Annotated in this window: 15 protein-coding genes; 11 read left to right on the forward strand and 4 right to left on the reverse strand. The window is 34.1% G+C overall.

What is annotated here, in order from left to right:
• Positions 1–3 precede the first annotated feature (3 nt).
• The 8 genes from ABW637_RS16005 (at position 4) to ABW637_RS16040 (ending at position 8,022) form a co-directional block, all read left to right on the forward strand.
• The gene (locus tag ABW637_RS16005) at positions 4–1,122 is read left to right on the forward strand and encodes a retropepsin-like aspartic protease (protein ID WP_367585727.1); all 1,119 of its coding nucleotides are present in this window, start codon (positions 4–6) and stop codon (positions 1,120–1,122) included.
• 38 nt (positions 1,123–1,160) lie between these two features.
• Positions 1,161–1,646 (forward strand): hypothetical protein, encoded by a 486-nt coding sequence (locus ABW637_RS16010; protein ID WP_367585728.1) that lies wholly within the window; start codon positions 1,161–1,163, stop codon positions 1,644–1,646.
• Positions 1,647–1,657: 11 nt separating this feature from the next.
• Positions 1,658–2,101, forward strand: a complete 444-nt coding sequence (locus tag ABW637_RS16015) for a 3-hydroxyacyl-ACP dehydratase FabZ family protein (RefSeq protein ID WP_367585729.1) — start codon at positions 1,658–1,660, stop codon at positions 2,099–2,101.
• 3 nt (positions 2,102–2,104) lie between these two features.
• A complete protein-coding gene (locus tag ABW637_RS16020) occupies positions 2,105–2,995 on the forward strand; it encodes an alpha/beta hydrolase (protein ID WP_367585730.1) in 891 nt (296 codons plus the stop codon).
• Positions 2,995–4,266, forward strand: coding sequence for a beta-ketoacyl-[acyl-carrier-protein] synthase family protein (locus ABW637_RS16025; protein WP_367585731.1), 1,272 nt, complete (start codon positions 2,995–2,997; stop codon positions 4,264–4,266). Before ABW637_RS16020 ends, ABW637_RS16025 begins: the two co-directional genes overlap by 1 nt.
• A 9-nt stretch (positions 4,267–4,275) precedes the next feature.
• Positions 4,276–4,530 carry an acyl carrier protein gene (locus tag ABW637_RS16030; protein ID WP_367585732.1) on the forward strand — a complete coding sequence of 85 codons (255 nt, stop codon included), beginning with the start codon at positions 4,276–4,278 and terminating at the stop codon, positions 4,528–4,530.
• Entirely contained in the window at positions 4,530–5,069 is a 540-nt protein-coding gene (locus ABW637_RS16035; RefSeq protein ID WP_367585733.1) for a 4'-phosphopantetheinyl transferase family protein, read from the forward strand. The genes ABW637_RS16030 and ABW637_RS16035 overlap by 1 nt, the downstream gene beginning before the upstream one ends.
• A 97-nt stretch (positions 5,070–5,166) precedes the next feature.
• On the forward strand, positions 5,167–8,022 hold the full coding sequence (locus tag ABW637_RS16040) for a M16 family metallopeptidase (protein ID WP_367585734.1): 2,856 nt from the start codon (positions 5,167–5,169) through the stop codon (positions 8,020–8,022).
• 53 nt (positions 8,023–8,075) lie between these two features.
• Here ABW637_RS16040 and ABW637_RS16045 read toward each other — a convergent pair whose 3' ends face one another.
• On the reverse strand, positions 8,076–8,666 hold the full coding sequence (locus ABW637_RS16045; protein WP_367585735.1) for a YceI family protein: 591 nt from the start codon (positions 8,664–8,666) through the stop codon (positions 8,076–8,078).
• Between the two features lie 321 nt (positions 8,667–8,987).
• Between ABW637_RS16045 and ABW637_RS16050 the strand changes: the two genes are divergently transcribed.
• Positions 8,988–9,161, forward strand: coding sequence for a hypothetical protein (locus ABW637_RS16050; RefSeq protein WP_367585736.1), 174 nt, complete (start codon positions 8,988–8,990; stop codon positions 9,159–9,161).
• A 62-nt stretch (positions 9,162–9,223) separates the two neighbouring features.
• On the opposite strand, the gene ABW637_RS16055 is transcribed toward ABW637_RS16050, so the two are convergent.
• Positions 9,224–10,609, reverse strand: coding sequence for an HTTM domain-containing protein (locus tag ABW637_RS16055; RefSeq protein ID WP_367585737.1), 1,386 nt, complete (start codon positions 10,607–10,609; stop codon positions 9,224–9,226).
• A gap of 162 nt (positions 10,610–10,771) precedes the next feature.
• Between ABW637_RS16055 and ABW637_RS16060 the strand changes: the two genes are divergently transcribed.
• Together ABW637_RS16060 and ABW637_RS16065 are read left to right on the forward strand one after the other, a co-directional pair.
• A complete protein-coding gene (locus tag ABW637_RS16060; protein WP_367585738.1) occupies positions 10,772–11,293 on the forward strand; it encodes a hypothetical protein in 522 nt (173 codons plus the stop codon).
• Positions 11,294–11,424: 131 nt separating this feature from the next.
• Entirely contained in the window at positions 11,425–11,997 is a 573-nt protein-coding gene (locus ABW637_RS16065) for a DUF4251 domain-containing protein (RefSeq protein WP_367585739.1), read from the forward strand.
• 186 nt (positions 11,998–12,183) lie between these two features.
• Here ABW637_RS16065 and ABW637_RS16070 read toward each other — a convergent pair whose 3' ends face one another.
• On the reverse strand, positions 12,184–14,421 hold the full coding sequence (locus ABW637_RS16070) for an NAD(P)-binding protein (protein ID WP_367585740.1): 2,238 nt from the start codon (positions 14,419–14,421) through the stop codon (positions 12,184–12,186).
• A 13-nt stretch (positions 14,422–14,434) separates the two neighbouring features.
• A complete protein-coding gene (locus ABW637_RS16075; protein ID WP_367585741.1) occupies positions 14,435–15,295 on the reverse strand; it encodes a hypothetical protein in 861 nt (286 codons plus the stop codon).
• Positions 15,296–15,371: the final 76 nt, after the last annotated feature.

Raw genomic sequence — 15,371 nt, forward strand, 5'->3', positions numbered from 1 at the left:
TAAATGAAATCTAAGCTGTTATTTGTATTAATCTCTCTTTTTAGCATATATCTTTCGGCTCAAAAGAGATTTTGTGATACCATTCCTTTTAGAAATGACTTGGGATTAATTATTGTCCCTATCCAATTTAATGGTCAGGAAAAAAATTTTATTTTTGATACCGGAGCAACACATTCTATTGGCTATTCTTGGGTAAAAGACGAATTAAAGACTACAAAAAAAACTTTAGTAATAACCTCTTCTAGTAAATCAAAATTTAGATTACGTTATTATAAAAGTGATACGGTTCAACTTGCGTCAGCCAAAATTACAAAACATAGAATTCTGGGAGCTAAAGACAGTGAGATATTTTCTTGTTATGAGGTTGACGGTGTTTTAGGTATGGATATTATTTCTCATTTTAATTGGTTGATAAATTATAAAGACCAATACCTGGTAATGTTTGACTCAGATTTTTTTCCGCAAGGTATTGATCATAATATGTATGCTATTGATTTTAAATATCAAGATAAGAGACCATTAGCATTTTTTAATCTGTTGGGTAAGGAAGTAAAATTTTTAGTGGATACAGGAGCTACAAATTCTGATATTCACATAGGGTATAAAAACGTAATAAAAAACCTAAACGCCAATACGAAAAAAGAAATATATAGTACTTTTTTCGATTTTAATGGTATTTTGAATACAACAAAATCTATAACTATAAAACTTCCAGAAATCAGTTCAAAGTCGTTGAAGCTAAGTCCTATTGTAGATTTTTCAGAAAAAAGTAATAAAATTGGCAACTCTAGCTGGCAAGATAATTCAGTTTTTATGAGTACTAAAAATAACAAGTTGTATTGTTCGGTAAATAGTATTGATGAATCTCGAGAAAGCTATGGATGTTTCTTCATTTTTGATAACAAAAAAATGGTCACAGCCAAAGTTATAGTGGGTAGTAAAGCCTGGGAAGAAGGGGTGAGACGGGGTAGAGAAGTATTAAAAATTAATGAGCTTCAATTTAGTGATTTTTGTACTATTCATAAGTTTCAAAGAGAAATAGCAAAACAAAAAAATAAGTTAAAAGTAACTCTTGACGATGGAAAAACTATTACTTTAAATCAAGAATTACTATTTAAGTAATGTTAAATGCTTTGATACTGTTGTAAAACATGGTGCCTATGAAAAACATCCTTATTTTTTGGTTCCCTTTGATTTTATATATTTTTTCGTGCAAAGAGGATAATAATGTGGGAGGAATTACTATTCCTGATACAAATGAGAGTGCTATAGCAGAAGTAATTAGTGTTTCTGTTACTGGTGATGAAAATGAGTATACATTTAGTGTAGGGATTAAAAGCCCGGATACAGGTTGTAATCAATACGCAAATTGGTGGGAAGTAATTTCTGAAGAGGGGAACTTAGTATATCGTAGAATTCTAGCTCATAGTCACGTAAATGAACAGCCTTTTGTACGATCTGGCAGCCCGGTCACCATTAAAAAAGATCAAGTAGTATATGTTCGGGTGCATATGAATACTAGTGGATATAGTGATCAGGTGTTTAAGGGTAATGTTGAAACCGGATTTCAGAAAAACATTTTAGATAAAACTTTTGCCAATCAATTAGAAACCATGCGGCCATTGCCCAGCGGATGTGCATTTTAAAAAAAAGAGTTTTGATTAGACCAGATATCATACAAGAATTGCCCTATAGTAAACCTTTTCTGTTTGTAGAAGAGATCTTAGAGATTGATGATGACCATATCAAGGGCTCATACACATTCAAAGAGGATGAATATTTTTATGAAGGGCATTTTAGAGACAATCCCGTGACTCCAGGGGTAATACTCACCGAATGTATGGCACAAATCGGTATGGCCTGTTTTGGGATTCATCTTTTAAAAGATAAATGGGATCGCGATACCATAGGTGTTGCTATGAGTAGTAATGAAATAAATTTTTATAAACCTGTTTTTCCGGGAGAGAAAGTTATTGTGGTTTCAGAAAAAGTGTACTTCAGATTTAGTAAATTAAAATGTAATGTCGCAATGTATAATACAGACGAAGTTTTGGTGGCAAAAGGAGTAGTGGCAGGGGTAGCATTTAAAAAACAAATATAAAATATGAGCCTAGGTTTTTGGTTGGTAAAATTGGTTCTCAAATTAAAAGGAGAGAAGAAATCATGGTCTCAGGATCCTATAGATTATAAAAAGAAGAGAAAACAAAATATACTTCATCCTAGTAAGTGGTTATTGTCGGGAAGTACATTTCAGACTAAAAAAATAGGAGAGACATCAATTACTAGTATTGTACCAAAGAACAAAAATAGAGATCTATTGATTTTTTATTGTCATGGGGGAGCTTTTGTCTATGGTCCAACAAGAGAAAATTGGATAGCACTTTCAAAACTAGCTAAGGGTGCAAAGGCCACGGCTTGGATGGTGGATTATCCTAAAGCACCAGAATACAAAATAAAAGAAGTTACAGAGAATATATTTAAAGCTTACCTAGAAGCGATAAAGCAATATGATCCTTCCAAAATAGTGCTTATTGGGGATTCTGCAGGGGGAAATCTAATTTTAACTCTTACTCAGCGATTATTGAAAGAAAATATCGAGCTTCCAAACCGATTAATACCAATTAGCCCATTAATAGATGCGTCTCTTACTAATTCAAAAATTAAAAAAATGGATCCTTTAGATGTAATCTTAAGTTGCAATGGGGTGTCCTCGGCCAAAAAAATGTTGTTGGGAGATGTGCCGTTAACAGATCCATTAATTTCTCCTATTAATGGATCACTTAAAAACTTTCCTCCAATATATATGTTTAGTGCTGAGTATGATATTTTTACTCCCGATCAGGAATTATTTGTTAATAAAGCGAGGCAAGAGGGTGTTGAAATTAAGGTTATCCTTGGAAAAAACATGCCTCATGTATGGCCGATTTTACCTATCATGCCAGAGGCGAAAAGAGCTCTGAAAGAAATTACTTCAATCATTAAAGATGTTAAGTGATGGATAAGCGACGAGTGGTTATAACAGGTTTAGGAGTTGTATCTCCAAATGGAACGTCCGTTTCAGAATTTACAAATGCAATTAAAAGTGGAACAAGTGGAATACAGTATATTGAACAGCTGAAGGAATTAAATTTTTCATGTCAAGTTGCTGGTTTACCGAATTATAATAAATCTTATCTAAATAATTACTTCAGTAATATTCAGCTGCGCGGATTAAATGCCTCTGGTATGGAGTATGGGGTAATCGCAGGTATTGATGCATGGAAAAATGCTGGACTATCTATTAATAATTCTGAAGTTCCTTTGTGGGATGCCGGTGTTATTTTTGGCACGGGTATTCTAGGCGTTGATAAATTTCGCGAAGCAATTTATAAGGTAGATGAAGGTAACGTAAGACGATTAGGAAGTACTACGGTTATTCAAACCATGGCAAGTGGAATTAGCGCCTTTTTAGGAGGAATACTAGGAAGTGGAAATATAGTAACTACAAACTCATCGGCTTGTAGTACGGGTACCGAAGCTATTTTGATGGCTTATGATCGCATTGCAAGTGGTAATGCCGAAATTATTCTTGCTGGTAGCACCAGTGATAGTGGGCCTTATGTTTGGGGAGGATTTGATGCTATGCGCATTTTGCCTCATAAGTATAATGATAATCCTGCAGAAGCATCAAGACCTATGAGTGCATCTGCCAGTGGTTTTGTTCCCGGAAGTGGAGCAGGAGCCTTGGTTATCGAAAGTCTAGAGAGTGCTAACAAGAGAGGGGCTATCATTTATGCCGAAATCTTAGGAGGAAGTGTTAATAGCGGAGGACAACGTAATGGCGGTAGTATGACAGCACCCAATAGCGAAGCTGTACAATATTGTATAAAGAAAGCAATAGAAAATGCAAAAATACATGCAAAGGATATAGATGCGATTAATGGTCATTTAACAGCTACCGCTAAAGATAGTGCCGAAATACAAAATTGGTCTGAAGCATTGAATCGCAAAGGAAATGAATTTCCGTATATCAATTCATTGAAGAGTATGGTAGGACATTGTCTTGCAGCTTCGGGAAGTATAGAGAGTGTGGCGACTGTATTGCAACTTAAAGAAAACTTTATTTTCGGTAACATAAATTGTGAAGATCTTCATCCCGAAATAGAGGCTCTAGTTTCCGGGGATCGTATTCCTGATAAAACAATTAATTTTTCTCCGAATATTATCGCAAAAGCAAGTTTTGGATTTGGAGATGTAAATGCTTGTGTTATCTTTAAAAAGTATTAAAACATATTTATGACAAAAGAAGAATTGCTATCCAAACTAAAAACAATCATAGGACCCTATGTGCAAAATCAAGAAGGACTTGAAAATTTAAATGAAGACACTGATTTTATTAAAGATCTTGAAATTAATTCGGCCAATCTGGTAGATGTTGTATTAGATGTCGAAGATGAATTTGATATCGAGATTGATAATGATGCTATGGAAAAAATGTTAACTGTAAAAGCTTCTCTCGAGGTTATAGAAAATAAATTAGCATCAAAGTGATGGGCAATGATATTGTTGATCTTCAGTTAGCCAGAAAACAAAGTAATTGGCGTAGGAGGGGCTGGCTTCAAAAAATATATACTAACGCTGAACAAAAATATATTCTTGCATCAAAAACTCCTGAAATTCTGGTATGGAAGTTTTGGAGTATGAAAGAGGCAACATATAAGGCGCACCAACGTCGTTTTATGTTATCTCCTACATTCAATCCTAAGGATTTTGAATGTTTACCTGATGATCATGTACTTGTTGATAATCATATTTATAATCTTCAAACAGAGATCACTACAAACTATGTGTATAGCGTTGCTAAAACGTCAGGAACTAAGTGTTGTTCTAATATATATGATGGCGAAATAGATATAAAGGATAACCTGAAGCGATTGATTGCTGAAGAACTGAATATATCAACATCTATAGCTATACAAAAAGATGTAAACAGGATTCCGATGGCGTATATCAATAAAAAAGAAGGGAATATTCAATTTTCTATAACACATCATGGTAGGTATAGTGCGATTGTACTAGTTACTAAGTAGTTGTTTTAGAATAGATGATTTTACAAATACTTTATGAAATTCTTACATAGTGTTTCATATTTTTGGTTTGTAGTGATATTTATATAAGTAATTAAAAATGACAATACACAAGATGCTAGTTTTTAGAAAAATTGTATTAGTAGTTTGTATTAGTAGTTTAGCATATTCTTGTTCTGATACGGATCGAGAAACAACAACGGTTGAAAATACAATAGATTTCAAAATTAATTACCAGAAATTTACTCTGGAAAATGGACTGGAAGTAATTCTTCATGAAGATCATAGTGATCCTATTGTTGCAGTGGCAACAATGATGCATGTAGGGTCTAGTAGAGAAAAACCTGGTAAAACGGGATTTGCTCATTTCTTTGAACACATGGCTTTTAATGATTCTGAAAATACACCAGTGGGAGCCAACCGTAAATTAATACCAGAATGGGGAGGGCAGCGTAATGGTGGTACTTGGAGTGATGGAACGGTGTATTATGAAGTGGTACCAAAAGACGCTTTTGAAAAAATCCTTTGGATTGATTCTGATCGTTTTGGGTATATGATCAATACAGTTACTAATGCCGCTTTGGAAAGAGAAAAGCAGGTTGTAAAAAATGAAAAGCGTCAAAATTATGACAATCGCCCATATGGATACACATCAGAGATCATCAAAAAAAATCTATATCCAGAAGGACATCCATATAGTTGGACGACCATAGGGCAATTACCCGATTTACAATCCGCAACCTTAAGTGATGTAAAAGAATTTTATGAGAAGTATTATGGTGCAAGTAATGGTTCTTTAGTAATCGCGGGAGATATTGATATTACCAAAACAAAAGAATTGGTTAAGCAATGGTTTGGTGAGATCAGAAAAGGACCTGAAGTAGCTCCTATGAAACCCATACCCGTTACTCTTGAAAGAAGTAAATCCTTGTATTTTGAGGATAACTTTGCAAAACTTCCAGAGTTAAGAATGGTATTTCCATCGGTAGAAGAATATCATAAAGATACGTATGCCTTAAGTATTTTAGCAGAGCTATTAAGTGGAAGTAAAAAATCCCCATTATATAAAGTTATTGTAGAAGAAAAGAAATTAGCACCTAAACCAGTCGTTTTTCAGCAGTCAAATGAAATAGCAGGAGAATTTTCCTTTGTAGTACGTGCCAATACAAATAAGGACTTAGACAGTGTTAAATTGGCGATAGATGAAGGTTTAACTCGTTTTGAAAAAGATGGATTTTCTGATAATGAACTTAAAAGAATTAAAGCAGAACTTGAGACTCAGTTATATCAAGGGTTTAGTACTGTGTTAAATAAAGCTTTTCAGTTAGTTCGAGATAATGAATTTAAAGGAGATCCAGGATATATTTCTGAAACAGTAAAGTTAACTAAGGCCGTTACACGCGAAGATGTTATGAATGTATATCATAAATACATCAAAGAAAAACATTATGTAATGACTAGTGTAGTACCAAAAAAACAATTAGATCTTGCCGTAGCAGAGTCCGAAAAAGCAAAAGTATGGATTGAAGAAGTTAAAAAAGATGTTGCTAATGAGGAAGTAAGTCAAGGGCAAGAGGCCATATACGAGAAAACACCTTCAAAATATGATAGAAGCGAACCTGATTTTGGAGAACTACCTCTTTTAAAATCACCAGAAGTATGGACCGGATCAGTTGCAAATGGGATGAAATTGTATGGTATCGAAAACAATGAATTACCTTTAGTAAACTTTGATATCACTGTTCCTGGAGGGCATTTATTAGACCCCCTTGAAAAAGCCGGTATTTCCAGTTTATTGGCAAGTATGATGATGGAAGGAACTGTAACAAAAACTCCTGCAGAGCTAGAAGAAGCAATAGGACTTATAGGAGCGTCTATTGATGTTTCTAGCAGCACCGAGGAAATACGTATCACAGCATCTTGCTTGGCCAAAAACTTTGAAGAAACTTTGACTTTAGTCGAAGAGATACTGGTGCACCCACGTTGGGATGAGAAAGAATATAAGCGCTTACGACAAGCACTACAGACAAGGTTAAAAGGTAGAGAAGCTAGTCCGCAAGCTATTGCTTCAATCAATTTTAATAAATTGGTCTATGGGGATGAAAATATTTTGGGAGTACCAAATTCTGGAACGTTAGAAACTTTGAATAACATTTCCTTAGATGATATAAAGAAGCATTATGATAATTTATCTTCTAAAAATGCGAGGTTTCATATTGCTGGAAACATCAATAAAGATAGAGTAGAAGAAGCCTTAACTTCACTAACATCAAATTGGAATACAAAAGAAGTAACTATTCCCGAGGTCAACATTACCCAAAAAGATCATACAGATCAATTATATTTTATTGATGTTCCTGGAGCTAAACAATCCGTAATTTTTATTGGTAAATTAGCATTGTCGGCAACAAACCCAGAGTTTAATAATTTAGATTATGCCAATGAGGTTTTGGGAGGAGGAACCAGCGGAAGATTATTCCAAACATTACGAATCCAGAAAGGGTATACGTATGGAGCCTATTCAAGAATTAGATCACAAGAGAACATCTCTCCGTTTTTTGTAGCAACAAGTGTACGTGCCAATGCAACGTTACCATCACTCAAAATTATTGAAGAAATGATCTCAACCTATGCAGAGAATTTTGATGAAGATGATGCCGAAATTACTAAAGCAAAAATCCTGAAGGGAAGCACTCGAAATTATGAAGGATTGAATGATAAGCTAAAGATCTTAAGAGAGATGAGTAAATATAATAAGTCTGCTTCATTTATTGAAGATGATCAGAAAGAGCTTGTTGCAATGAGTGAGTTAGCATTTAAATCAATTATTTCTAAGTATATTAAAGAAAATAAAATGATCTATTTGGTGGTTGGTGATAAGGTAACTCAGTTACAAGAAGTTAAAAAACTCAATAAAATAGTTACCGAATTAGATATTCACGGTAATAAAATATAAGAAATTACCTAGGTTTAAAAAATAAAAGCAGTGCTAAAAAAGTGCTGCTTATTTTATTTGAGAATCGGAAAGTAAAACTGAATATTAAGCTCGTTTTTTTCTCGTTCATCATGAATATTTACACTATAATCACTGGTGTGTATTGTTGTTTTACCAGATAATTTTTTATCATCCAGGGTAAACGTAATGATAACTTCTTTGGTGATTCCCTTGATCGTTAGATCTCCAATTACCTTAAAAGTATTATTCTCAAAAGCAACGACTTGTTTACTTGAAAAAGCTATTTTAGGGTATTTCTTCTTGTGAAAAAATTTCTCCCACATCAAGTGGCCATCACGCAAGAAATTACCTGTATCTAGTGTTTTAATCTCTGCCGTACCTTTAAAAAGTGCATTTTCGGTATCATTGGGATTAAAATCAATTCTAAAATCTAACCCACCTATAGTGCCCGAAGTATCTTCTGATATAAAATCAAAAGATATTTTAGAGTTTTTTTTATCAAAATCTATTCCTTTAAAATCATTGATCAATGCATAATTGAGGTTAGGATTTGTTGCAGGTGTCACATAACTATCGGTAGTAATACCTTGACAAAATCCTTGGACAATAAAGATACCTAATAGAATATTTAGAAGAGTTTTCATAGCGGGGTACGGTATTAATTTTTTTAAAGGTATAAATTATCAAGAATCATTCCAAGGTTTTCTAGAGACGTGGTATCATTTTTTACCAGTGTTTACACTATACAATAAGGGGTTTTTAGCTCTTTTTTAAACCACTATTCAAATATATTTTTGAATTCGATCAACAGCTTATAAGTTAATAGTTACAATTCTGTCTTGAATTAGTTAATTTCATAAAATAAATATAAAGTGCAGTATTTGTGTAGTGTAAAATTAAAAAAAGTAATAAATTAGAGAGTAAATTGATCGTCAACTTAGGTAATTAATCAAAAAAGTTTAATTATGAATAAAAAAGACAAGCCTTCTAGAAAGAGACGCTTTGCCGACTTTCAGAACAAATACCGACGATCTTCTAACTTTGGATATGGTTCTAAGAGAGATCAATTTGCTATTGCTGGTAATGGTGAGTTATTTGCACCGGATGATATTAGAGATGGAGAAGAAGGTATTACATGAGTTTCGAAGATAGCGATCTTACAAACTACTCTTTTACGGATTTTTAAAATTACGTATAGAACTTAACGCTTTTTAATTAGTGACCTTTTCTTTGGCAGTGGCGTAGATAATGGTACTATCCAATCAGCTTTCCAAACAGGAAAAGGTTCTGCTGATATATCTATTTCAGGATTTATAAATTGTTGATACGGTCTTCCGTTAAGTCGTGCTTTAATATCCGCATAAACAGATACATCGTGTCCACGTTGCGCATAATCCTTTTTTAATACATTGGCGAGTTGCCAAATAATAGGCGGTCTTGCGATTGCCGTTCTATATTGCCATTTAGGTAGATTATTCTTCAAATCTAAAGTATCGGCGAAACGACCATCTTTATCTCTAACAATAAACACTCCATTAGCTTTCTTTGACCTTAATTTCATATGCCATGAATATTTATGGCCTTCTTCTGTCCAATTTACATTTCCTGGAATTAAAAAGTGTCGCAGAGGGACTGCAATCATTATAAGTACCCAGAAGCCCAATACAGCCAAAAGAAACTTTTGTTTTCTTGATAGTACTGTAGTTTCTGATTGTTGAATACTTTCTTTATATGTTTCCTTTTTTCTGAGTAAAGAATGTATCACTAATCTTGGCCAATTGGGTTGAAAAAACAGCGTAGTAGAAGCGATCATAAACCAAGGAAAAATACCAATTTCAAATAGTTTAGAGTTCATTAAATGAAACGTAACTCCTACTAAAAAAGCCCAAACTCTTGTTCTTTTATACAGTAGTAACGGGACAAGCAGTACATCTATAATCAATCCTGAATACGACATGATAAGAATCATCCAATGCTCTGTAAATAAATGACCTATTAACGGAAAATCGGTATCGTTTGCTAACCACATTTGTAGCGGTTGACCAGCCAGCCAATCAGGATTTATTTTAGCAATGCCTCCAAAAAAGAAGGGTATGCCTATCATAAATCGCAATAGCCATACATACCATAAAGGTATATATCTAGAGCGTATATTCTTAAGCCATAATGCATCTAATGAGAAGTTTTTATGAGCAGGAATAAATAACATTACAAAACTCAATAAAACAATTAAATAAAAGTGATTTAGATATCGTGCTTGTTCAAGTAAGAACATATACGAAAAACTTATAAAGAATAATAAGATACTAACACGATAAAATAAGCCTATCATTATAAAAATTGAAAGTATTCCTAAAACTATAAAAAGGTAGTACATACCATCTCCCTCAAGTGGTTTTAACGACAAAAATGGCCAATACGGAAAATTAATAGTAGTATTAATCCAATAACGTGAAATCCAACGATGATCGAAATAACGAAAAACTTCGACAAGCATAATAGCACCAAAAGCAATTCTAAAGAGAATAATACTTGAAATATCAACTTGATTAAAAAGAAATTTTAAGTTTCTTATTCGAAAGGGCATAATGTTCTAATTTGAATAGCTACTTATTGATATAGTGACAATGGTCTTACAAGGATACAAAATACAAATTATAAGTATTCAAGATTAATGATTAAAAAATCAAACCTGTAACGCATCCTTTTTTACAACGTCTTTTAATTGAACCCAACCAAAACTAAAACAATGAAAAAAAGTCACACATTAAGATCTTCGGGGAAACATCAATTTTTGGCCTTTATGATTGCATTGTTTTTGGTTATTATATGTATTGATAAGATAGAGGCACAAGAACCAAGGTTGATCACTGATGGCGTTTCATATATGGAACCATCAAATCCAGAACAACATTCTAGGTATACCATTAGCTATAGGGTTAGTTCTAATCTCTTTCTCGAAGTACGAGGGCAGTATGACGTTTATCCGATCGTAAACGTTTTTAAATCAGCATTATTAGCCAAACGATATGTGTCTAACGGCGTATATATTTTTTCTGGTGGTGAGATAGAATTGACCAAGGTTGTCTATACAGATCAACTACCTATTCCTGATATTCCTGCACAATACAGGGTAATCAATGGATTAGGATATGATGTAAACCCATATCTTTCTATTGAAGCACAAAAGGATTTCGATATTAATCCTACCTATTTGTCCCCGTTCTCCAGTCCAAATTCATTTTCAGTAAAAGGGAAGCTAAAATTTTAGAGAATAAAAAGAGTTTAGTAGAGGGTAACCTTAATCATACGTTAAAAAAGGCAATAGTGTATTTAAATTTTGTACATTAAAAAAAGAAATTTTAAAATATATCGTTGTTTTAAAGTGTATTATTATATAAAATGAAGAAAATAATATTTTTGATTTTTGGTTTTTGTTTGTTGCTAAGCTGTAGTGGTACAAAAAGGGCAGTAGTAACCGAGGCACAGATAAAGGCGCTTGATGAAATTGTTGCTAAAAAAACATTTCAGATAGAATCAGTATGGGCAAATCCCTTGGTTACGGCTAGTATTTCTAATCTTGCCAATAGCGGATTGCTCCCACCAGGAAGTAGTATTGGTAATATAAATTTGGTTGGAAATCCAAACTATTTGAAAATGCACGGTGACAGTATTTCTATGTATCTACCTTATTTTGGAGAACAACGAATTGCTACCAATTATAACAGGGCAGATGCGGCCATTGAATATAATGGTAAACCGGATGAAATTAAAATCATAAAAAACGATAAAAAGCAAATCTATCGGATACATTTCTCTGCCAAAACCGATAGGGATGTGTATGACGTTTATGTGACTTTATATCCAAATTTGAAAAGTACTATTGATATAAATAGTGTGTATCGAACGACTATAACTTATAGTGGTGGTACAATATCAAAACTACCCCAAGAAAACGCGGTGACCATACAATAGATGAGATTTATTTGTGCATTATTGATTATTCTACTTGTAATTTCTTCCTGCTAAGTTGATAAAACCAATATAGATTGAAGAAATACAAAAACTATTGAATTGATAAATTGATCAATAACAAGAATTAAAAAAGTCGATAAAAACTTTTATCGACTCATTTTTTTATTGTAACAGTATTACATCTTACTATTTCAATTTTACTCCGCTAAAAATCTCTGTTTCACTGGGCAATCCAAGTTTACCCCTCATTACCTGACCTGCTTGAAGACCTGCAATAATAGCTCCCTCGTAATACCCTACATTGACACCAAAATCGATCCAATCCCCAGTGAGGATAAGGTTATCAAAGCCAGATTCATTGGCTTTAAGGCGGTATTTGTTAGAACCAGGAAGTGATAGGGTGTATCTATCGGTTGGGTTTACATTAGCTCTGAAAAATTGTGTTTTTAACCTGGCATACTCCGTTTTGGCTGTTTTTGAGAAATCGTGAATTACATCCAACTTCATTCCTTCGGGATATTCCAGGGTAGTAGCATTCGGAAAAAACCAGCCCATTTTATCCTTCAACCATTGTTCTGAAACACGCATGATACGTTCTAATTGCTCATGAGGATAGGTATGATCTGAGTATGGAGGTATGACTTCGGGATCCAGAAATGATCCTGTATAGTATATTAATACGCCAGGTTCATTCTCATTCCAATCTTCAAAGGGTAATACCTGCGACATATCTATAAATGAATATTGAGGATTAGCATACGTAACCAGGTTAGGTAATGACCCCTCTGGAAAACCCCAATCTGGTAAATTCATACCTAACTCTTTTAATGTAGGTTTAATCCATAATTGCATAGACATGGTAGGAATACTTTTAACATGGTTATACATGTTTTTCCAAGTTTCCTTCTTATCGATAATCTCTTTACAGATACCTTCATCACCACCCAAAACATCAATCGGTATGCCTAAAATCACATAATCAAAATCTTTACCTTTTTCTAAAGATACCTTACCAACATTCTCCCAACCACACCAAGCTTCTTCAAGATCATAATTACCTTCCTTAAGTGCTTTGGCTTGTTGATCATCTATTTGGTCATAAAGCGGTTCTCCTGGCCATACATCTAGACCTTTGAACTTATAGGTAGGGGTGTAAGCTCCATTTTTTAAGGTGACCTGTTCGGCCATAGATACCTTTTCTATTTCTCCAGAATCAGAGTAATGCACCCGTTCAACTTTATGGAAGAACTTGAATTTTACACCTCTGTTTTTAAGTACCAAATAAATAGGAGTGATCATCGTATCTGCAGTTCCCGCTTTGAATTTCCATACGAAAGATCCTTTATAACCTGCCGAATTGGTTAGAAAATGAAGCCCAACACCTGCAGCCAAATAACCTTGTCCATCAGATCCTGTGAGATTATGAAATGTTCCTGTATAGAGAAATCTTACCATAGCAGAACTCAACAATCGTTCACTTGCTCCATGGTTTTTGAGCCACTCTCGATAATCCAGATCATTGATACGTTCATAGTCCAGCTCATGGGTTTCGGGGTTATATACATCTCCAAATGTTCCCTTCATATTAACAAGTCCAAACTCTACAAATACGGCTAACCAATAGAAATACTCATTGTGTTCTGCAATCGAATCAATAAGCTTAGTCACCCATTTAGAAAGATGGTCGAGTAACCCCTTGATTATAGAGTGATGATTTTTGCGATGAGCATGGTTTTCATCATCCATATTGCTCATGTTCTGAATTAATTCAGCCACATAATTTAACAACTTTTCACCCTCATGTCTAAAGGCATTCTTTCCAAACTCTTCAAATTTAGCCTTAAAATCTGCCCAAAGTGAATGATGTTCTGGAGGTTGAATCTTTTTAGCAGAATCAGAAGCCATATTTACTAGACTATCCTTGTTAGGATCTGTACCAAATAAAATTTCAGCGATTAGACCTACTGCTTTATGAATAATGGCTGAAAAAGGTAACGGTCCACCTTGACCAGGTATATACTCATTAGATGGAAAAATAATATTCTTTTTAATCCATTGATTCGTCTTAGGATCAAAGTGGGTAAGTAATGTGGTGTCTTCTCGATCAAAGCCATCTTCCCAGGATTTAAAGGGACTATCAGGCATTAGATTATGTTGTTCACATTCTTTATAAGAATCTTGTATCAGTCTAAAAGCATTTTCATACCATCCTTGAGCGATATGAATACCATGTTCCTGAATCCTTTCGTTTGGACCTCTACCAGTAGCTGTTTTGCCTCCTAGTCTCCAGCCCATTTGATATATTGTGATATCATAATGATCTTGCCAGTTTTCGTAAGAGCTAAGCTCATAAGCTGCTGTAAGCGATGACATACCACTGCCTAGTATGGCTATTTTCTTTTTGTTCTGTTCTTTGTTTTGCATTGGTTTGTTGGTTTTAAGAGATAGGAATTTTTTTACTTGTTAATTTATTATTGAAGTGTGCTGAACTCAGTTCACTTTCGGTAATAGGGTAGATAGGTTTGTTGTTCTTAACGAACTTCATCACTATTGGGGAGTTGTTCCATTTGGCGGCTTCGGTATATAACTCATCCAAATGTGGCAAGATAAAAACCTTATCAAAAATGTCTTCAATCAACCCGATCAAATTATGGGCATGATGGGTAACGTACTTAATATCTTTTTTTGATAATGGGTAATGACTTGGATAAAAGGCTTCGATATCAGTTATTATAGAAACCGCTGATCCTCTGGGATTTGCAAATATTTTACCTAAAATCCCAAAACTTACACCTTCAACCATTGACTGGGCATAAAGTAAGCGATAGAGCACGATATTCATAAAATATTGCTCGTAAATATTTTCGTTGAAAGCTAATGAATCGGCTACTTGGTACCCAGAAATTATGCTTGAGTTATGGGCACGATACCAAGAACATTCATTGGGTGTATTGATATAATCAAGCCAAAAATTAACTGGCACTGGTAAACCCTGAAACGTCTCACCAGATTCTTCGATTAATTGTGCAAGTGTGGCTACATACAAAAAATGACTATTGACTTCTCTCCACCATGGGCTGCCTGGATGTGGATCATTTAGGGGATTGAGCGTGCCTCTCTTTATTTCCCATTCAATAAATGCTAATTCAGAATTTCCAAGCCCTTCGTTTCCTTTAATTATAGGATCTCCGTATTTTTGGTAGAATTCGTAACGCAATTGATAGCGTCCTTGTGGATTATTGGATACGCCAAGTACAATTCCTTTGGCTTTTTCCTGAAGTATTTCGAGTTTGTTCATATATTCGTGAAAAGGTTTATAAACTTACAAGTTAAATTGTTAAATACCATAAATATTTTTAGTAAATTCAAGAAGT

Origin of the sequence: Aquimarina penaris (assembly GCF_040786285.1) — a bacterium.
Classification (GTDB): Bacteria; Bacteroidota; Bacteroidia; order Flavobacteriales; family Flavobacteriaceae; genus Aquimarina.